Genomic DNA, 17,577 nt, shown 5'->3' with positions numbered 1-17,577 from the left:
GGGCGGCGACGGACCGCACAATCAACCACCATAAAAAACAGTGTTCTTTCGCCCGTTGCTTGAGCTGAACCAAATCGACCCTGCCTCGGCGGATGCCACTGCCGGATACACCGTGCCGGTGTGGCTCACGGCCGCAGCCCGGGCGGCCCTGGTGATCCTGCTTGGCCAGCCCTGGCAGCGTCACCAGCCCCTGTGGCTCCATTCCGACGCTGCGGCAGCCGGCGAGCTGCCCGCCCGGGTGCCGGTGCTAGCGGCCGCGCCCTTGGCCGATGGCTGGGTGCTGGCCATGGCTTGCTGTGATCCGGGGCCGGAGGTGCTCGACCTCACCCGTGGCTTGCAGCTATGGGTGCAATTGCGCTGGCTGGAGGGGCCAGGCAAGTGGCTTGAGTTGCGGGCCGGCGAGGGGGTGGGGGTGCTGCAGGCCAGTGGTGAGGCGTGCGTGTCGGCCTATGCCGAACAGCTGCTCGAGTGCAACCTGCGGCCCCTGGTGCCGCCGGGAAGACGTTTGGAGCTGCAGGTGGTGATTCCAGAGGGCAGGCGTCTGGCCGAGCGCACCAGCAATGCGGCTTTTGGGGTGGTGGATGGCCTGGCCTTGATCGGCACCCAGGCTGAGGTGCAGCGCAGCGCGGGCCCCGACCAGCTGGCCCAGGCCCTTGCGGCTCTGCGCGAACGCGCCGCAGCGCCTGCTTTCTGCGGTGATCTGGTACTGGTGATCGGTGAGAACGGGCTCGATCTGGCGCCCAGGCTGGGTTTGCCACCTGATCTGTTGCTCAAGGCGGGCAACTGGCTCGGACCGCTGCTCGTGGCGGCGGCCGAGGCCGGGGTGCGCCGCCTGCTGCTGCTGGGTTATCAGGGCAAATTGATCAAGCTGGCGGGCGGCATCTTCCACACCCACCACCACCTAGCCGATGGCCGCGCCGAGGTGCTCACGGCCCTGGCGGCCCTTGCCGGGCTGGGCGGGGAGGCCCTGCAAGCCCTCCACGACGCCCCCACCGTGGAGGCGGCCCTGGGAGAACTGGCCCAGCGGGACGGGCCGCGAGCCGAGCGCCTGCGTCAGTCCATTGCTGCGGCGGTGGAGCAGCGCAGCCTGCGCTATCTGGCCCGCTATGGCCAGGAGTCGATGGCGGTGGGGGCCGTGCTGTTTGATCGCTCTCGCCAGATCTGCGGCCAGGGACCGGTTGGCTTGGAGTTGCTCACGGCTTTACGCAGCCCTGCCCGGAGCGACACCTAGGCTGGTTCGAATGCTCCAGGGCCCAGCGTTGTCGATGTCTTCCACCGCTTCCCCTACCGCCCCAGTGCCCCAGCTTGACCCCACCTCCCAATCGACGCGCTATCCGGCGATTGTGATTCTTGATTTCGGCTCCCAGTATTCGGAGCTGATCGCCAGGCGGGTTAGGGAAACCGAAGTCTTCTCCCTTGTGATGGGCTACACCACCACGGCCGAGGAGCTGCGGGCGATTGCCCCCCGGGGCATCATTCTCAGCGGCGGGCCCAGTTCGGTGTATGAGCCGGGGGCTCCTGTGTGCGACCCGGCTATCTGGGAGCTGGGAATTCCGGTGCTTGGCGTTTGCTACGGCATGCAGCTGATGGTGCAGCAGCTGGGGGGCTCGGTGGTGGCCGCCGGTCGGGCGGAATACGGCAAGGCTCCGCTGCACGTTGACGACCCGATCGATTTGCTGACCAACGTCGAAGACGGCTCGACGATGTGGATGAGCCACGGCGACTCGGTGGAACGGCTACCCGAGGGCTTCTTGCGGCTGGCTCACACCGACAACACCCCAGAGGCCGCCGTCGCTGATCACCAGCGGCGCTTATACGGCGTGCAGTTTCATCCTGAGGTGGTCCACTCCACCGGCGGCATGGCAATGCTGCGCAATTTTGTGTACCACATTTGTGGTTGTGAGGCCGATTGGACCACAGCAGCTTTCATTGACGAAGCGGTGGCTGATGTGCGCGCCCAAGTCGGCGATAAGCGGGTTTTGCTGGCTCTCTCGGGAGGCGTTGATTCCTCCACCCTCGCCTTTTTGCTGCACAAGGCGATTGGCGATCAGCTCACCTGCATGTTCATCGATCAAGGCTTCATGCGCAAAGGCGAGCCTGAGTTTCTGGTGGAGTTTTTCGACAAGCGCTTCCACATCAACGTGGAATACATCAATGCCCGCGAGCGCTTCATCAGCAAGCTCGATGGCATCACCGACCCGGAGGAGAAGCGCAAGCTGATCGGCACGGAATTTATCCGGGTGTTTGAAGAGGAAAGCAAGCGCCTCGGCCCCTTCGACTACCTGGCCCAAGGCACCCTCTATCCCGATGTGATCGAGAGCGCCGGCACGGGTATTGACCCCAAAACAGGTGAGCGGGTGGCAGTGAAGATCAAAAGTCACCACAACGTTGGTGGCCTGCCCAAGGATCTGCAGTTCAAGCTGGTGGAACCCCTGCGTCGTTTGTTTAAAGACGAGGTGCGCAAGGTGGGCCGCAGCCTGGGTCTGCCCCAGGAAATCGTTGGCCGGCACCCCTTCCCCGGTCCTGGTCTGGCGATTCGCATCCTCGGTGAGGTCACCAGCGAGAAGCTCAACATCCTTCGTGACGCCGACCTGGTTGTGCGCGAGGAGGTGAAGGAGGCAGGCCTATACAACGAGATCTGGCAGGCTTTTGCCGTGCTGCTGCCGGTGCGCAGCGTGGGGGTGATGGGCGATAAACGCACCTATGCCTTCCCGATCGTGCTGCGCTGCGTCTCCTCGGAAGACGGCATGACGGCCGATTGGTCTCGCCTTCCCTACGACCTACTCGAGAAAATCTCCAACCGCATCGTCAATGAGGTCAAGGGCGTGAACCGGGTGGTGCTCGACATCACCAGCAAACCGCCTGGCACCATCGAGTGGGAGTAGGTGTTGCGGGAGTAGCCCGAGACGCCGACCTTCGATACCATCGGCTCCCAGCCCATACGTCGTGACTGCCGCCTCCGCGCCCCCCAGCTCGACACCCCCCGATCCCGACATGCAGCGACGGCTGCAGCAGGACAGCATCGTCCTGGCCGGCAAAACCATATATCTCAATCCCTTTCTGTATTGGCGTCGTTTCGATGCCAATACGGACCGCTGGCTGCGGGAGCCAGGCCAGTTGATGGAAGACCAGATCGCCAGCAACCGGCTCCGCTTTTATCCCGAGGTGGACTGGGAGCTGCTTGAAGAGGGTGAGCGGGCCGCCAAAGATGGCGCCGTGGAGATGTTCCTCAAGAGTCTGGAGCTGATCAGCACCTTCAACCCTGAGCTCTCGGCCGGTCATCTGCTCGAGGTTGAGCGCAAGATGGCGGTCACCAAGAAGAAATCATTTGAGCGCTGGGTGACCCGCTCCCTGCGCCGGCGCCAGCAGGAGGAAGAGAAGGCCCGGCGACGCTTTGACCGGGAGCGCAGCCTGCGGGCCTGGGGAGAATGGCTGGCCCTTGACGTCACCCGCCAGGCACTGGTGCCGCTGGCCTCGCTCCTGGTGATCGCCGTGGCGGCGGGTTGGTGGTGGGGTAGTCAGCAGAACTGCCGCCAGGTGATTGTTAATCCAGGGATCCAGCGGTTGGCTCCCTGAGCACCGGGTTGCAGGCAGGTCAGACTGTTGTTCCTGAGCCAGGAACGCCGCCATGGCCACCGACCCCTTTGATGCCCTCCGGCTCACCTTGATGCAGGACGTCCTGCCCGTGGGTTTGGCGGTGGTGGAGCGGGCTCGTAAGGGCGGGGCTCGCCAGGTGATGGCAGCTTTTGACGGCCAGGAGGCTGATCCCCTCGGCAGTTTGCGGGAGGAGGGCGAGCCTGCCGCTAGTCAGCTGCGCCAGGGCCTGGATCGGGTCAGCCCCGGCCTGGGCAACCCGGTGATGAAGGTGGAGGTCCACGATGTGGCCACAGAGGTAGGGGCTGAGGGAGCACACCAAGCCGATCCCCAGGACGCCTTGGAGCTGCAGCAGGGTCTGGCCCGCATAGCTGCTCGACTGGAGCAGCTGGAGCAGCGACTCGAGCCCAACGCCTGACCATGCCCTTTGGTCCAGCTGCCTCCCGTCACACCGGCATGGGCCGTCAGTCGGCCCTGCTGCTGGCTGTGGTGTTGCTGTTCAGCGGTGCCATGGTGGCGCGCTTGGCCTGGTTGCAGTTGCTGCACGGCGCTGAGAACCGCGCCAGGGCCGATGAAAACCGAATTCGGCTGCTGCCCCGCAACCCGATCCGGGGTCGCCTTTTGGATCGTCATGGCCAGGTGCTTGCCACTAGCCGGCTCACCTACAACCTCTACATCCAGCCGCGGGAGGTGGGTGACGCCCAGTGGCCGGCCCTGCGAGATCGCTTGGCGACGGTGGTTGGGTTACCTGCGTCCCAGCTGGAGGCGCGCCGACGCAGTGGTGCCAATGCGGAGGGATTTCGGATAGCTCTGGCCAGTGGCCTCAAGTCTGAGCAGGTGCTGCGCTTCCGGGAGCAGGCTGCCGGGCTCCAGGGCGCCGAGGTGGATGTGGACATCCTGCGCAGCTATCCCCACGGCCGGCTGGCTGCCCACGTGCTCGGTTACACCAGCGGGATCACGGAAGAGGAATACACCCAGCTCCAGCCCAAGGGCTACCGGATCCAGGATCGGGTGGGCCGCAGTGGGGTCGAGAAGCAGTTTGAGGGGCACCTGCGCGGCGAGTGGGGCGGCCAGCAGGTGGAGGTGAACGCCGCCGGCGAGGTGCAGCGCATCATCGGGGAGAAGTCTGCTAAGGCTGGTCAGGACCTGCGGCTCACCCTGGACCTGGCGCTGCAGCAGGCTGCAGAGCGCGCCCTCGACGGGGTGCGCAAGGGGGCGATCGTGGCGCTCGACCCCCAAACCGGAGCAATTCGGGCCCTGGCCAGCCGGCCAACCTTTGACCCCAATGTTTTTTCGCCGGCGCCGAGTTCCAGCCAGTGGAGCAGCCTCAATTCCCCCGATGCGCCCCTGCTGAATCGCGCCTTCCAGGGCTTTCCACCGGCCAGCACCTTCAAGATTGTCACCTCTGTGGCGGGTCTGGAGTCGGGCCGCTTCACGGCCGACTCGAAGGTGATGACGATGAATTCGTTCTGTTATGCGGGCCTTTGCTATGGCGACCATGGCGCCCATGGGGCCATCGGTTTTCCTTTCGCCCTGGCCGTGAGCAGCAATACCTTTTATTACCAGGTGGGGCTGAAGGTGGGCCCCGATGAGCTGTTCAAAGCTGCCCGGCGCATGGGCTATGGCCAGGTCACGGGCATTGAGCTGGTGGAGGAGGAGACCCCGGGCTTGCTGGGCGATCAGGCCTGGAAACAGGAGGTGCTGGGTGAGGGCTGGACACCCGTGGACACCATCACCTCGGCCATTGGCCAGGGGGCCTTGCAGGTGACCCCGATCCAGATGGCGCGGCTATATGCCGCCGTGGCCAACGGTGGTTGGCTGGTGACACCCCACCTGGTGGAGCGCCCCACGAAACGCACCTGGATCGGCCTTAAGCCGGCCACCCTGCGGGTGTTGCGGGATGGGCTGCGCCAGGTGGTGACCATCGGCACCGCCAAGCTTCTCAATGATCCCAACCTGCCTCCGGTGGCGGGCAAAACCGGCACTGGCGAAGATCCACCCCGGCCTGATCACGCCTGGTTTGGCGGCTATGCCCCAGCGGATAAGCCCACCTTGGTGATCATCGCCTTCGGGGAAAACTCCGGCGGCTATGGCGGCACGGTGGCAGCTCCGATGGTGAAGGCTTTGATGAACACCTGGTTCCGGGGCAGCCTGCCGGGGCAGGCGCCCCAGTCCTGATTCAGGCCACTAGTTGCAGGTCGGGCTTGGCCAACAGGCGCTGGTAGTAGCCGCGCAGTTGTTCGGTAGCTCCAGCCCAACCCCAGCGCTCGGCTTCCTCGCGGGCGTTGGTGCGCAGCTCGGCCCGTTGACTGGCATCGCCAAGGAGGCGCTCCACCGCAGCAGCCAGGCTGCCTTCCTGGTCTGGTTCGTAAAGGCAGCCATTGACCCCATCGCTGACGATGTCCGGGATGCCACCGCGGTTGGCGCCCACCACCGGGCAGCCGGCCGCCATGGCCTCCAGCAGCACCAGGCCCAGGGTTTCGGTGCTGGAGGGGAATAGAAAAGCGTCGCCGCTGGCGTAGGCCGCCGCCAGCTCTTGCCCGGCTAGGTAGCCCAAGAAGTGGGTAGGTGTGCCCGCAAAGATCTTCTCGAGTTGCAGCCGGTAGGGACCATCTCCAACTAGGGCCAGCCGGGCATCGGGCATTGTTTCAAGTACGGGCCGGATCCGTTCGATCTGTTTTTCCGCAGATAGGCGGCCGATATAGAGCAGCAGCTTGCCGGTGTCGCTCTGGCCATTTAGCAGCCGCTGTCGCATGGCATCGGAGCGCAGCGCCGGCTGGAAAAGCTCAGTGTCTACGCCGCGCTGCCACAAATCGGTGTGCTGGATTCCTTTCTCACTTAGCTCTTGCACCATGGCGGTGGAGGTGCAGAGGTTGAGCCTGGCTTGGTTGTGGGCAGCTTTGAGCAGTTCCCACAGCAGTGGCTCGAGCATGCCCATGCCGTAGTGCTCCAGGTATTTGGGCAGATGGGTGTGGTAGCTGGCTACCAGGGGATAGGCCTTGGTTTTGGCCAGCCAGATGCCGCCGAGCCCCAGGACGGCGGGATTGACAACGTGGACAAGATCAGGCTTGAAGCGATCCAGGGCTTCTGCCACCGCTGGCCGAGGCAGGGCCAGCTTGAGCTCGGGGTAGAGGGGTAGGGGCATTGCGGGCACCCCCACCACTTGGGCTCCCATGTAGGTCTCGGGGGCGCCTTCCGGGCAGAAGATAAGGACCTCATCGCCAGCCGCGACCAGATGCTGCACCGTCTTGGTGAGCCTGGTGACGATGCCGTCCACCTTGGGCAGAAAGGTTTCGGTGAAAAAGGCGATCTTCAAGGGTTTGGAGTTGTGCCTTAGGTCGTCTGGATGGCCTGAGCCTGGGTTTGGGTCCAGGCGGATTGGCAGGGAATGCGACTGCGGTCGCAGCGATCAGCCCACCGGCGCGCCACATCCACCACTTCAGCCAGCAGGCCGTCATCGAGGGTGGTGGGGTTGAGGCCCAGCTCGATGAAGCAGCGGTTGTCGACGATTAGATCGTTTTCGACGGCTTCGTTGCGCGGATTGGGCAGGTAATTGATCTGGGCGTCCGTGAGAGCCGCCACTTTGCGGGCTAGTTCACCAACCTGGTGGCTTTCGGTCATCTGGTTGAAGATCTTCACCCGCTCGCCCATGGCCGGCGGATTTTCCAGGGCCAGCTGCACGCACTTCACCGAATCGCGGATGTGGATGAAGGCGCGGGTCTGGCCGCCGGTGCCGTGCACAGTGAGCGGATAGCCGATCGCTGCCTGCATCAAAAAGCGATTGAGCACGGTGCCGTAGTCGCCGTCGTAGTCGAAGCGGTTGGTGAGGCGTGGGTCGCGCTCGGTGGCCTCGGTGTTGGTGCCCCAGACGATCCCCTGGTGCAGGTCGGTGATGCGGATCTGATCGTTTTTGTTGTAGTAGAGGAAGAGCAGCTGGTCCAGCGTCTTGGTCATGTGGTAAACGCTGCCCGGGCTGGCCGGGTGCAGGATCTCCTCCTCGAAGCGGCTGCCGTCGGGCTGGGGCACTTCCACCTTGAGGTAGCCCTCGGGGATGGTGGCGCCGCGGTGGGAGCCGTAGCCGTACACACCCATCGTGCCTAGATGCACGATGTGGATGTCGAGGCCGCTCTCCACGATCGCGGCTAGCAGGTTGTGGGTGCCGTTGACGTTGTTGTCGACGGTGTAGCGCTTGGTGGCGCTGCTTTTCATCGAGTAGGGAGCTGCGCGCTGCTCGGCGAAATGAACCACCGAATCGGGTCGCTCGTGGCGTAGCAGCTCCAGAAGCCGGTCGTATTCCCTGGCGATGTCCAGATGGACAAACCGCATTGGCTTGCCGCCCACCTGTTCCCAAGCCTTGAGACGGTCGCCCATGGTGGCGATCGGCGTCAGCGACTCCACCTCCAGGTCGACGTCGATCTTGCGCCGGCTGAGGTTGTCAATGACCACCACCTCATGGCCCGCATCTGCCAGGTTCACCGCGCAGGGCCAACCGCAGAAGCCGTCGCCACCGAGAACGAAGACCTTCATTGCAACGCCCATTCCGAAAACCCCAGACCCCTGCAGGACGAGCGGATGCTCCGCTTCGCAAGCTACTACAGGCGTTCAGCTTCAGCTCCCTACCCGGCCAACCTCGGGTGAGCTGGGATTGGCGTTTGCCCGTATGGGCAGCCGACCGGCGTGGAAGGCGCTGCGGCCGGCCTCACAGGCCATGGCCATGGCCCGCGCCATCGCCGGGGGGTCTCCTGCCAGGGCAATGGCGCTGTTGATCAGCAGGGCGTCTGCGCCCATTTCCATGGCCTGGGCGGCCTCGCTGGGCACGCCGATACCGGCGTCTACCACCACGGGCACCTTGGCGTTTTCGATGATCAGGGCGATGTTGGCGGCGTTGCGGATGCCCTGGCCCGAGCCGATCGGCGAGCCCAGGGGCATCACGGTGGCGCAGCCAGCCTCTTCGAGTCGCTTGGCCAGGAGTGGATCGGCATTGATGTAAGGCAGCACCGTGAAGCCCTCCTTCACCAGTTGCTCAGCAGCTGCCAGGGTGCCGAATGGATCGGGCAGCAAATGACGAGTGTCTGGAATCACCTCCAGCTTCACGAAGCAGTTGTCCTCCTGGCCTGCCAGCTTTGCCAGCTCCCGTCCCAGGCGGGCCACCCGGATCGCCTCCTCGGCGGTGGCGCAGCCGGCCGTGTTGGGCAGCATCCAGATGCGCTGCCAGTCGATGGCCTCCAGCAGGCCTGCATGGCCGGCAGCCTGGCTCTGCACCCGACGCACGGCAACGGTCACGATTTCGCAGTCGCTGGCGCTCAGGCTGGCCTGCATGGCCGCCAGGCTCGGATATTTACCGGTGCCGGTCATCAGGCGGCTGCGGAAGCTGCGCCCACCGATCACAAGTGGATCTTGGTGGGTGTGCGGTTCGCTGGTGGGAGCGGTGGTGACCACGGGGCAGGGCCAGATCTCGGCAACGGTCCTAGCCTCCCACTAGTCGGTTTTGTTGTTGTGTCTTTCGCCGTTCTTCGTGCTGCCCTGCCTCTGGCGCTGTTGCCAATGGGTTTGTTCCCGGCGCAGGCTGCTACACCCCTGGCCAGTGAGGCCTTTGTGCCTTTTACTGCTCCCGCGGCTGCCAGCGTTGGTGGTGAGTCGCTCAGTGGTCTGGGAGGTGCGGAGACCTTTGATCCAGTTGGCCGGGCCCAGCTGCTGGCCGGGGAGATGCCGCTCGTATGGAGTGGTACTTATCAATCCTTTGATAATTCCCAGATTGTGAGTGCTGAGCTGCGGCTTGCCTCGGTTAATCCGATGGGCCAGATGATCGACCTGCGCGGCGAACTTACGGTGGGTGGGGTTACCACTCCCGTGCAGGGCAACCTCAATGCCGAATCAGACCAGCTTGACCTGCTGATGCTCTGCCAGTGCGAGGTGTCGGGCCTGGAGATGGGAGGGGTATTTACGGGTCTGCAGGGCCTGCAGTTGTCAGGCTGGCAAGCCCCCCGTCTCACCAGCCGTGGCGGCCGCCTGGATCTGCGCCCCCTATCAAGTGCAAGTGCTAGCCGCGTCGTTGCACCAACCCGCGGTGCTGCAGTGCGCGGGCTTTGGTGAAGGTTGACTAGATAATCGCTTAGGCCGCCCGATTCAGGCCGGCCTTGCGATCGAGAAGTTTTAGACGTTTGCGGGCGGTTTTGTTGTTGGCGTCAAGGGCAATCACCTGCTCATAGGTCTGCTTGGCCTCTTCCAGCTTCAGCTGCTTTTCTAGGGCGAAGGCAAGATTATTGAGCGCTACCGGGTAGGCGGGCTTGGCTTCCAATGCCAGCCGGTAATGGCGAATTGCCGTTTTGTAGTTGTTTTGAGCGGCCAAGGCAAAGCCCAGGGCGTTTTGAATCACTGCTTGGGCTTCAGCCGGTTCTTTAGCGGCTTCGGCTTTCTTTAGAGCTTGCTTGAGTGATTCGGCGGCTTGGCCGTACAAGCGCTTACGTAATTGCACTGAGCCAAGCTCGTACAACGTGGCCGCGTTTGAGGGTTTAGGGCCCTCGCTACGCTCAAGCTTGGCCAGGGTGACTTCATCTGAGCGCACTCGCCAGATTTGACGGGCCACTACAACAGCAGCGACCCCCAGCAGAACGATCAGCCCAATTAGGTAGGCCTGGGGAAGGAGGGCGTCCAAAAAGACCTACCAGTGGAACTCAGTTTGAAGCAGCACCCACGACGCTGGTGAAGCTGCCGGGGTCGACCACGGCAAGCTGGGCCAGCATTTTGCGGTTGATGCGCACGTCTGCTTTCTTTAGGCCACCCATAAAGCGGCTATAGCTCAGGCCATTGAGCCGAGCTGCTGCGTTGATCCGGGCGATCCAGAGACGGCGGAAGTCGCGCTTGCGACGACGGCGGTCCCGGTAGGCATTGCAAAGCGCCTTCATCACCCGCTGGTTGGCGGTGCGGAAGAGGGAGCCATTGCCGCCGCGGAAGCCACGGGCTAGGCGAAGAATCTTGTTACGGCGTTTGCGGGCAACATTGCCCCTCTTGACGCGTGACATAGCAGTAGATCAGGAAGATAGAAGTGAAAATCGGCCGAGGTCGCGCTCAGGCGTAGGGGAGCATCGCCCTCACGTTGTCCGCATCGCGCTCATCAACAAGAGCCATTGTGCCCAGATGACGCTTGCGCTTCGGGCTCTTGTGATCGAGCAGGTGGTTGAGGAAGGCCCGGCGCCGCAGAAACTTGCCGGTGCCGGTGGCCTTGAACCGCTTGGCGGCTGCTTTGCGGGTCTTGAGCTTCGGCATTTCTCGGGTTGCGGCGGGCACAAACAAGCAGAGTACGACGTGGCAGTGCCCTCCTCCAAGACCCCTCTTTTTAAGCAATGTTTTCAGTCCGGTCCTCTTCGGCCCAATCGTTGTTGCCGTTAGCCGTTTGGGCCAGCACGCTGCTGCTCGCGGGGGGATGTCGGGCCGCCGCACCTCCCATTTCACCTGGATCCGGCCCTGGTTCCGCGCTGCATTGGCCCGTGCAGCCTCCGCCGGCAGTGGCGGCCACAGTGCCGGTGCTCTGGGTGGCCCTGGCAGCCCATTTGGGTCCGCCTACTCCCTTGGAGCTACGCAGCGCGGCTGGAAACCTCACCCTGCTGAGTGCGACGGGCCAGCGGTTTCAGGCGCCCCGGTTGCAGTTGCACTGGCGCAGGCTGCCGTTGGCCGAGCCCTTAGCGCTGCGCCGTCAGGTGTGGGGGCCCTTTGCCAGCTACGAGAGCGCCCAGGAGGCTGCTGGCCGTTGGCAACTGGCCGGTGCTACGCCAGTGATTGCCCACCCGGCCGAGTGGGAAGTGTGGGCCGCGCCCGATGCCCATGCGCCCGCTGGAGTTAGGCCGCGGCTGGTGGAGCAGCTGCAGCGCGATCGCCTGGTTTTGGAGCTGCGGCGCCCGGATGGCCCGATTCGCCTCGAGGGCCCCTTGCGCTTGGAGGCCCCGGGGGGGCTGCGCTGGCAGGGGGGGGTGTTTGCAGGTCCGTTCCGGCTCCAGGGAGATGCCTACGGCAGCTGGTCATTGGTGGAGGAGGTGCCCTTAGAGCGCTACCTACTTGGGGTTGTTCCCCATGAGATCGGTGCAGGCTCCCCCGCGGCGGCCCTGGCTGCCCAGGCGGTGCTGGCCCGCACCTGGGCCCTGCGCAACCAGGGGAGATTCGTGGTGGATGGCTACCACCTATGCGCCGATACCCAATGCCAGGTGTACGCAGACCCCCGCCAGGCCGGAGCAGCTGTACGCCAGGCGATTGCCGCCACCCAATATCAAGTCTTGAGCTGGCAGGGTGCGCCGATTCATGGCGTGTATCACGCCACAAATGGGGGGATTGCGGCCGGGTTTGAGGAGGTGTGGATTGGGGACGCCCTGCCCTACCTGAGGCCGCGGGTGGATGGTCCGCCGGCCGTTGCAGCCGCCGTGGTTTTGCCGTTGCAGCCGGCCCGGCTAGGAGCGGCCCTGGCGGCTACCGCCCGCGCCTATGGCTTCGACCACCCCCGCTTCCGCTGGTCTCGCCAGCTCGATTCGGCCCAGATTCAGCAGGCCTTGAGCCGCGCTGCCCTGCCCTTGGGCCTGCCGCCCACACGCCTGGCGGTGCTGGAGCGGGGCCCCAGTGGACGGGTATTGGCGCTGGAAATACAGGCGCAGGCAGCCAGCGGAGTGCGGCAGAGCGTGGTGCTGCGCCGTGATGCGATTCGCCGCACCTTGCGGCAGTTGCCCAGCACCCTCTTTGTGTTGCGGCCGGACGGCCCGGGTCGCTGGATTTTCGAGGGGGGAGGGTTTGGCCACGGTGCCGGCCTGTCTCAAGCAGGAGCTATCGACTTAGCCCGGCGTGGCTGGAGCCTGGCTCGCATCCTCGATCACTACTATCCGGGTACCAGGCTCCAGTCCCTCAGGGCGTTGCCAGGCATCAGCCCCCTGTCCGAGCCCGGCTCGGCTGCCAGTTCCCCCTAGAGTTCGGCGACTTTCGGGATCGCCATGGTTGTGGGTGGCCGTACCACCGATCACCGTCGCGGCAAGTCGGCCCTGTTCCTGATCGGCTGCGGCTGGGCGGGAATGGCTCCCCATTGGCTCCATGAGTCGCTGCGCCTGATCCCGGCTCTCACCCTGGCCGTGCTGCTTGGGGGCTACAGCCTGCGCACCGTGTTGCGCCAGGTTTTTGGTTCGGTAGGCAGCCTAGAATCAGCTCAAGCCTCCGCCGCTCAAGGGGCTGAACCCCTGCCCGCAGTGGACGTGGTGGTGGCGGCCCGCGATGAGCAGGCAGTTATTGGCCGCCTGGTGGAGCGCATTGCTCAGTTGAGCTACCCGCAGGGGCAGATGCGGCTCTGGGTAATTGACGACGCCAGCAGCGATCGGACTCCCCAGGTTTTGGCTGAGCTGCAGGAGCGTCATCCTTTTCTGCAGGTATTGCGGCGTGAGCCAGATGCCGGCGGCGGCAAATCGGGAGCTCTAAATCTGGTGCTGCAGCAGCTTCAGGGCCGCTGGATGTTCGTGCTCGACGCTGATGCAGACCTTCAGATCGATACTCTGGAGCGGCTGATTCCCTACGCAGAAGCTGGTGGCTGGTCGGCCGTGCAGTTGCGCAAAGCTGAGGTGAATGCCACCGCCAATTGGCTGACCCGAGCCCAAGCCATGGAGATGGCCCTCGACGCCGTGATCCAGCAGGGTCGCTTAGCTGTGGGAGGAGTAGCCGAATTGCGCGGCAATGGCCAGCTGCTGCGCCGGGACGCCCTGCTCAGTAGCGGTGGTTTCAACGAGGGCACGGTCACCGACGACCTAGACCTCAGTTTCAGGCTGCTGCTCGACGGCCAGCCGATTGGCATCCTCTGGGATCCGCCGGTACAGGAAGAGGCGGTGCTGAGTGTGGCTGCCCTCTGGCGTCAGCGTCAGCGTTGGGCTGAAGGCGGTTTGCAGCGCTTCTTCGATTACTGGCCCGGCCTGATTTCGGAGCGTCTAAGCGCAAGTCAGAAGCTTGATTTAACCAGCTTCTTCCTGCTCCAATACTTTTTGCCGGTGGTGGCGATTGCCGATTTGATCGGCGCCGTGATTACGGGCACCCGCCCAACCATCTGGCCCCTTTCCTTTGTTGCCTTTGGGCTCTCTGGAGGGGCGATCTTGGCCGGTTGTCGTCGCCCTAGCGAGGGCCCGGCCCTGCCGGCCATGAACGTCTGGAACCTGCTCCTGGGTATTGCCTATTTGAGCCACTGGTTTGTGGTGATTCCCTGGACCACTCTGCGCATGGCCCTGCTTCCCAAGAGCCTGGTTTGGGCCAAAACCATGCACCTCGGCGAGGAGGAAGAGTCCCAAATCGAAGATCCGGCCACCGCCTGATTACCCGTTCCACAATTGTGCTGGCCCCGCTCAGGCAGCCGCCTCCTCTGCATCGCCAGTCAATGCATCGCCAGTTAATTCATCGAGCGGCCCATCAAGTTCAACTACTTCGCCATTGAAGAACTCCGCCAGTCTTTTGGCCTTGTCATCGAGGGGCGCGGCTAAGGGGGGCGCAGTTGCGGCTGGGGCTGCTGGTGTTGGTAGGGGTGCTGGGGCTGGGGCTGGTGCTGGCGTTGGCGTTGGCGTTGGCGGTGGTGGTGCCGGTCTGGGGGTGGCGGCACTGGGGGCGGTGATCGTTGGTGCGGAGCTCTCCCCACCCCCTTCCAATGTGAGCTGGCGCGGGCTGCCTAGGGCCTTAGCTACCGCTGCTTCCAGCAGGGGCAGGCGGCTCTGCACCATGGCCATCCAGTTGCCGGCAACCTGCACCACGGCACGGCGCTCATCGAGGCGCACCAGCCGGGCTTGTTGGGAAAGCAACATTCGCGTAGAAGGCAGCTCCAGGCCCGCCAGGATTTGCTGCCAGAGCTCCGGCAGGTTGGCGGAGCTGGTGGGCTCGACGCTGACTGGAGTTGCAGCTGGAGCCGGCGCTGGAGCTGGGATTGGGGCGGCGGCTGGGGGGGCAACTGCCGCGACCGCCGGTGCAGCTGCTGTGGAGGCTGCGGCAGGCGCTGCGGCAGCGATTGGCTGGGCGGCAGCTACCGGCTCGGCCAGCAGGCCTAATAGCAGCACCTCTAGCCACAGGCGCGGGTTGACGCTGTGGCGCAGCTGCTGCTCGCTGCCCCTTAGCTGGGCCTGCCACTGAAGCAGGCGGGCTTTGCCGAGGGAGCGGGCCAGATTGGGTAGGGCTTGGCGGAACTGGGGCGACACGCTGGTGAGCTCTAGGCGGTCGGGCGCCGTGCCAGCTAGCACCAGATCCCGCAGCAGGCTCACCAACCCCTGCAGCACGGCGGCGGGCTCCCGGCCCCGCTCCAGCAGCTCGCGGCAACCCTCCAGCAGGGCGAGGGGATCGCAACTGGCCAGGGCACCGGCTAGGGCCAGTAGTTCCTGCTCCGGTACAGCCCCCAGCAGCTCCCATACCGCTGTGGCCTCGATCGGCGCCGGCAGCAGACTTAGCTGATCAAGCAGGCTCTCCGCATCCCGCAGGCCCCCCTGGGCTCGCTGGGCCACCACGTGCAGGGCTTCTGGAGTGATGCCGATCCGCTCCTGCTCGGCGATCCAGCTGAGGTGTTGCTCGAGGGCCTGCAGGGGGATGCGGCGGAAATCGAAGCGTTGACAGCGGCTCAGGATTGTGGCGAGTACCCGCTGGGGGTCGGTGGTGGCCAGCACAAACACCACCCGCGGCGGGGGCTCCTCCAAGGTTTTGAGCAGGGCGTTGAAGGCGGCGGTCGAGAGCATGTGGCACTCGTCCACCACATACACCTTCCAGCGGGCCTGCACTGGAGCGAAGCGGGAGCGCTCGATCAGCTCGCGGATGTTGTCGACACCGGTGTTGGAGGCGGCGTCGATCTCGATTACATCGAGGGCATTGCCGGCGGCGATGGAGGTGCAGAGCTCGCAGACGCCACAGGGCTCGGGGGTGGGCCCATCGCTGCCGATGCAGTTGAGGGAGCGGGCCAGGATGCGGGCGCTGGAGGTTTTACCCGTGCCGCGCGGGCCACAAAACAGATAGGCCGGCGCAATCCGGCCGGTGCGCAGGGCATTGCTCAGGGTGGCGGCGATCGCCTCCTGCCCCACCAGCTGGTCGAAGCGCTGGGGACGGTATTTGTGGTGGAGGGGTTGGTAGCTGGAGATCGCCGTTGGGCTCATGAAGCTGAGGCTTGAGATTAGTGGCCCTGGTCCGGTTCGAGCTGGCGCCTTAGCCGCTCTTCCAGTTCTTCCACGGCCGTGAGTTGGTCGGCCAGTTTCTGGGCCGCCAGCCTCAGGCTTTCGAAGCGGTCCTGGCCCCAGCGCGCTTCAGCTCGGCCTAGCTCCTGCTCCAATTTCTGCTGCAGGCCTTGGCGCAGCTTGTCGAGTTCGGCCAGGTTGCCCTGGCGCAGAAGCATTCGGGCAGCACTGAGCATGGCCGCTGGCACCCACTGACCGATGGCCAGGGCCCCGAGGCTGCCGGTGTGCAGCAAATCCTCGACCTGGGCGCTGCGATGCCGGCCGGTCTTGCACCAATGGGCGAAGTGTTCGCAGTTGTTGAACAGCAGGTTGTAATTCTGTTCGCCTAGGCGCCCCATGGCCCGCCGCAGGGTCACGCCGGCCGGGGAGCAGTCGCCTGCTGCATAGGGAACCACCGCCACAGGTTCGCCGCGGCTGAAATCGGCTAGGGGGCTGCGCAGGATTTCGCGCCCTTCCAGGTAGTGGGCCACGCTGCCGTCGCCTAGATCGATGCCGTGGTGCAGGAACAGACCGTGCTGGCGCGGCACCTGCAGGTGGTCAGCTGCGGCCATCGTTTCGCGCCCGATCAGGCGCTGGCCTGCTGTGGCGAATCCAGGCTGGCGCTGCCGAGGGGCACCACCTTGCCCTTGCTGCGCTGCTCCACCAGCTCCCGGGTCACGGTGAAGCTCTTGACGTCGTTGCGGGAGGGCAGGTCGTACATCAGGTCGAGCATCAGCTCTTCGACGATGCCGCGCAGGGCCCGGGCGCCGGTCTTGCGGCGATGGGCCTCGATGGCAATCGCTTCAACAGCGCCGGCTTCGAAATCGAGCTGCACGTTGTCCATGCTCAGCAGGGTTTGGAACTGCTTGATCAGGGCATCCCGGGGCTCGGTGAGAATGGCTTGCAGGGCCGGCGTATCGAGGGGCTCAAGCACCGCACTAACCGGCAGCCGACCAATGAATTCAGGGATCAGGCCGTAGCGCACTAGGTCTTGGGGCTCTAGATGGCGCAGCACCTCGGCCCCATGGCGATCCTTGCCGCTGCGGGGCCGGCTGCTGCCATCGGCACTGAGGAAACCTATGGAGTTGCGGCCCAGCCGCTTCTGCACCACATCTTCGAGGCCGACGAAGGCACCACCGCAGATGAACAGGATCTGACTGGTGTCGATCTGAATGCATTCCTGGTAGGGATGCTTGCGGCCTCCCTGGGGCGGCACGTTGGCCACGGTGCCTTCGAGCATCTTCAGCAATGCCTGCTGTACCCCTTCTCCGGAGACGTCGCGGGTAATAGAGGGGTTTTCGCTCTTGCGGGCGATCTTGTCGATTTCGTCGATGTAAATGATGCCCCGCTGGGCCTGCTCCACATCCTGATCCGCTTTCTGCAGCAGCCGCAGCAGGATGTTTTCCACGTCTTCGCCGACGTAGCCAGCCTCGGTGAGGGTGGTGGCGTCGGCCACTGCAAAGGGCACATCGAGCATTTCGGCCAGGGTCTGGGCCAGGAGCGTTTTGCCGCAGCCGGTGGGGCCGATCAGCAGGATGTTGCTCTTGTGCAGCTTGGTAGCTGTCTGGTCGGTTTCGCCCTTGCCATCGCCTTGCCAGGCCAGGCGTTTGTAGTGGTTGTAAACAGCTACGGAAAGATTTTTCTTGGCCTCGTTTTGGCCCACCACCTGGCGGTCGAGAAAGGCCTTGATCTCTTGAGGCTTGGGCACCTCCGCCAACGTTGGAGCTGGTTTGGTTGTTTTTTTGCTGGGGGCCTTACCGCGACTGGAGTCGGCGGCATGGCGGCCGCTCCCGCCGCC

General features: G+C 64.5%; 17 protein-coding genes. 8 read left to right on the top strand and 9 right to left on the bottom strand.

Translation table 11 applies throughout. The features are described from left to right. Positions 1 to 73: 73 nt before the first annotated feature. The 5 genes from cbiD (at position 74) to mrdA (ending at position 5,772) form a co-directional block, all read left to right on the top strand. A complete protein-coding gene (gene cbiD, locus KBY72_RS01505) occupies positions 74 to 1,231 on the top strand; it encodes a cobalt-precorrin-5B (C(1))-methyltransferase CbiD (RefSeq protein ID WP_254992985.1) in 1,158 nt (385 codons plus the stop codon). 34 nt (positions 1,232 to 1,265) lie between these two features. Then, a complete protein-coding gene (gene guaA / locus KBY72_RS01500; RefSeq protein ID WP_254960555.1) occupies positions 1,266 to 2,885 on the top strand; it encodes a glutamine-hydrolyzing GMP synthase in 1,620 nt (539 codons plus the stop codon). Between the two features lie 109 nt (positions 2,886 to 2,994). Beyond that, positions 2,995 to 3,576, top strand: a complete 582-nt coding sequence (locus tag KBY72_RS01495; protein WP_254960597.1) for a hypothetical protein — start codon at positions 2,995 to 2,997, stop codon at positions 3,574 to 3,576. 52 nt (positions 3,577 to 3,628) lie between these two features. Further along, positions 3,629 to 4,012 (top strand): hypothetical protein, encoded by a 384-nt coding sequence (locus tag KBY72_RS01490; RefSeq protein WP_254960554.1) that lies wholly within the window; start codon positions 3,629 to 3,631, stop codon positions 4,010 to 4,012. A 2-nt stretch (positions 4,013 to 4,014) separates the two neighbouring features. Then, entirely contained in the window at positions 4,015 to 5,772 is a 1,758-nt protein-coding gene (gene mrdA / locus KBY72_RS01485; protein ID WP_254960553.1) for a penicillin-binding protein 2, read from the top strand. 1 nt (position 5,773) lies between these two features. Here mrdA and KBY72_RS01480 read toward each other — a convergent pair whose 3' ends face one another. From KBY72_RS01480 to KBY72_RS01470, 3 genes are all read right to left on the bottom strand, one after another. Continuing rightward, positions 5,774 to 6,910 carry a glycosyltransferase family 4 protein gene (locus tag KBY72_RS01480; protein ID WP_254960552.1) on the bottom strand — a complete coding sequence of 379 codons (1,137 nt, stop codon included), beginning with the start codon at positions 6,908 to 6,910 and terminating at the stop codon, positions 5,774 to 5,776. A gap of 17 nt (positions 6,911 to 6,927) precedes the next feature. Further along, positions 6,928 to 8,121: an NAD-dependent epimerase/dehydratase family protein gene (locus KBY72_RS01475; RefSeq protein ID WP_254960551.1), complete on the bottom strand. Its 1,194-nt coding sequence runs from the start codon at positions 8,119 to 8,121 to the stop codon at positions 6,928 to 6,930. An 81-nt stretch (positions 8,122 to 8,202) separates the two neighbouring features. Then, the gene (locus KBY72_RS01470; protein WP_254960550.1) at positions 8,203 to 9,033 is read right to left on the bottom strand and encodes a thiazole synthase; all 831 of its coding nucleotides are present in this window, start codon (positions 9,031 to 9,033) and stop codon (positions 8,203 to 8,205) included. A 57-nt stretch (positions 9,034 to 9,090) separates the two neighbouring features. On the opposite strand from KBY72_RS01470, the gene KBY72_RS01465 reads away from it, so the two are divergent. Continuing rightward, positions 9,091 to 9,687, top strand: coding sequence for a hypothetical protein (locus KBY72_RS01465; protein WP_254960549.1), 597 nt, complete (start codon positions 9,091 to 9,093; stop codon positions 9,685 to 9,687). A gap of 19 nt (positions 9,688 to 9,706) precedes the next feature. Here KBY72_RS01465 and KBY72_RS01460 read toward each other — a convergent pair whose 3' ends face one another. Genes KBY72_RS01460 through rpmI form a run of 3 tightly spaced genes read right to left on the bottom strand, consistent with a single transcriptional unit; the run spans position 9,707 to position 10,860 of the window. After that, positions 9,707 to 10,249: a tetratricopeptide repeat protein gene (locus KBY72_RS01460; RefSeq protein ID WP_254960548.1), complete on the bottom strand. Its 543-nt coding sequence runs from the start codon at positions 10,247 to 10,249 to the stop codon at positions 9,707 to 9,709. Between the two features lie 19 nt (positions 10,250 to 10,268). Continuing rightward, positions 10,269 to 10,616 (bottom strand): 50S ribosomal protein L20, encoded by a 348-nt coding sequence (gene rplT, locus KBY72_RS01455; RefSeq protein WP_254960547.1) that lies wholly within the window; start codon positions 10,614 to 10,616, stop codon positions 10,269 to 10,271. 46 nt (positions 10,617 to 10,662) lie between these two features. Then, entirely contained in the window at positions 10,663 to 10,860 is a 198-nt protein-coding gene (gene rpmI / locus KBY72_RS01450; protein WP_254960546.1) for a 50S ribosomal protein L35, read from the bottom strand. A 221-nt stretch (positions 10,861 to 11,081) separates the two neighbouring features. Here rpmI and KBY72_RS01445 point away from each other — a divergent pair, with 221 nt between their 5' ends. Further along, positions 11,082 to 12,539 carry a SpoIID/LytB domain-containing protein gene (locus tag KBY72_RS01445; protein ID WP_315859512.1) on the top strand — a complete coding sequence of 486 codons (1,458 nt, stop codon included), beginning with the start codon at positions 11,082 to 11,084 and terminating at the stop codon, positions 12,537 to 12,539. A gap of 24 nt (positions 12,540 to 12,563) precedes the next feature. After that, complete coding sequence (locus KBY72_RS01440; RefSeq protein WP_254960544.1) at positions 12,564 to 13,916, top strand: glycosyltransferase; 1,353 nt, start codon at positions 12,564 to 12,566, stop codon at positions 13,914 to 13,916. A gap of 30 nt (positions 13,917 to 13,946) precedes the next feature. On the opposite strand, the gene KBY72_RS01435 is transcribed toward KBY72_RS01440, so the two are convergent. From KBY72_RS01435 to clpX, 3 genes are all read right to left on the bottom strand, one after another. Then, entirely contained in the window at positions 13,947 to 15,722 is a 1,776-nt protein-coding gene (locus KBY72_RS01435; RefSeq protein ID WP_254992957.1) for a DNA polymerase III subunit gamma/tau, read from the bottom strand. Between the two features lie 17 nt (positions 15,723 to 15,739). Next, a complete protein-coding gene (locus KBY72_RS01430) occupies positions 15,740 to 16,351 on the bottom strand; it encodes a lecithin retinol acyltransferase family protein (RefSeq protein ID WP_254960542.1) in 612 nt (203 codons plus the stop codon). A gap of 14 nt (positions 16,352 to 16,365) precedes the next feature. Continuing rightward, positions 16,366 to 17,577, bottom strand: a 1,212-nt coding sequence (gene clpX / locus KBY72_RS01425; RefSeq protein WP_254992956.1) for an ATP-dependent protease ATP-binding subunit ClpX, incomplete at its 5' end; no start/stop codon positions are given.

Source organism: Cyanobium sp. BA5m-21, from assembly GCF_024346235.1.
Classification (GTDB): domain Bacteria; phylum Cyanobacteriota; class Cyanobacteriia; order PCC-6307; family Cyanobiaceae; genus Cyanobium_A; species Cyanobium_A usitatum.
The sequence above is the reverse complement of the archived record's forward strand: the minus strand, read 5'-3'. Positions and strand labels throughout refer to the sequence as shown.

Coding starts and splice junctions, on each gene's coding strand:
- guaA (WP_254960555.1), top strand. CDS start 1,266: ATGTCTTCCACCGCTTCCCCTACCGCCCCAGTGCCCCAGCTTGACCCC.
- KBY72_RS01495 (WP_254960597.1), top strand. CDS start 2,995: ATGCAGCGACGGCTGCAGCAGGACAGCATCGTCCTGGCCGGCAAAACC.
- KBY72_RS01490 (WP_254960554.1), top strand. CDS start 3,629: ATGGCCACCGACCCCTTTGATGCCCTCCGGCTCACCTTGATGCAGGAC.
- mrdA (WP_254960553.1), top strand. CDS start 4,015: ATGCCCTTTGGTCCAGCTGCCTCCCGTCACACCGGCATGGGCCGTCAG.
- KBY72_RS01475 (WP_254960551.1), bottom strand. CDS start 8,121: ATGAAGGTCTTCGTTCTCGGTGGCGACGGCTTCTGCGGTTGGCCCTGC.
- rplT (WP_254960547.1), bottom strand. CDS start 10,616: ATGTCACGCGTCAAGAGGGGCAATGTTGCCCGCAAACGCCGTAACAAG.
- rpmI (WP_254960546.1), bottom strand. CDS start 10,860: ATGCCGAAGCTCAAGACCCGCAAAGCAGCCGCCAAGCGGTTCAAGGCC.
- KBY72_RS01440 (WP_254960544.1), top strand. CDS start 12,564: ATGGTTGTGGGTGGCCGTACCACCGATCACCGTCGCGGCAAGTCGGCC.
- KBY72_RS01435 (WP_254992957.1), bottom strand. CDS start 15,722: ATGAGCCCAACGGCGATCTCCAGCTACCAACCCCTCCACCACAAATAC.
- KBY72_RS01430 (WP_254960542.1), bottom strand. CDS start 16,351: ATGGCCGCAGCTGACCACCTGCAGGTGCCGCGCCAGCACGGTCTGTTC.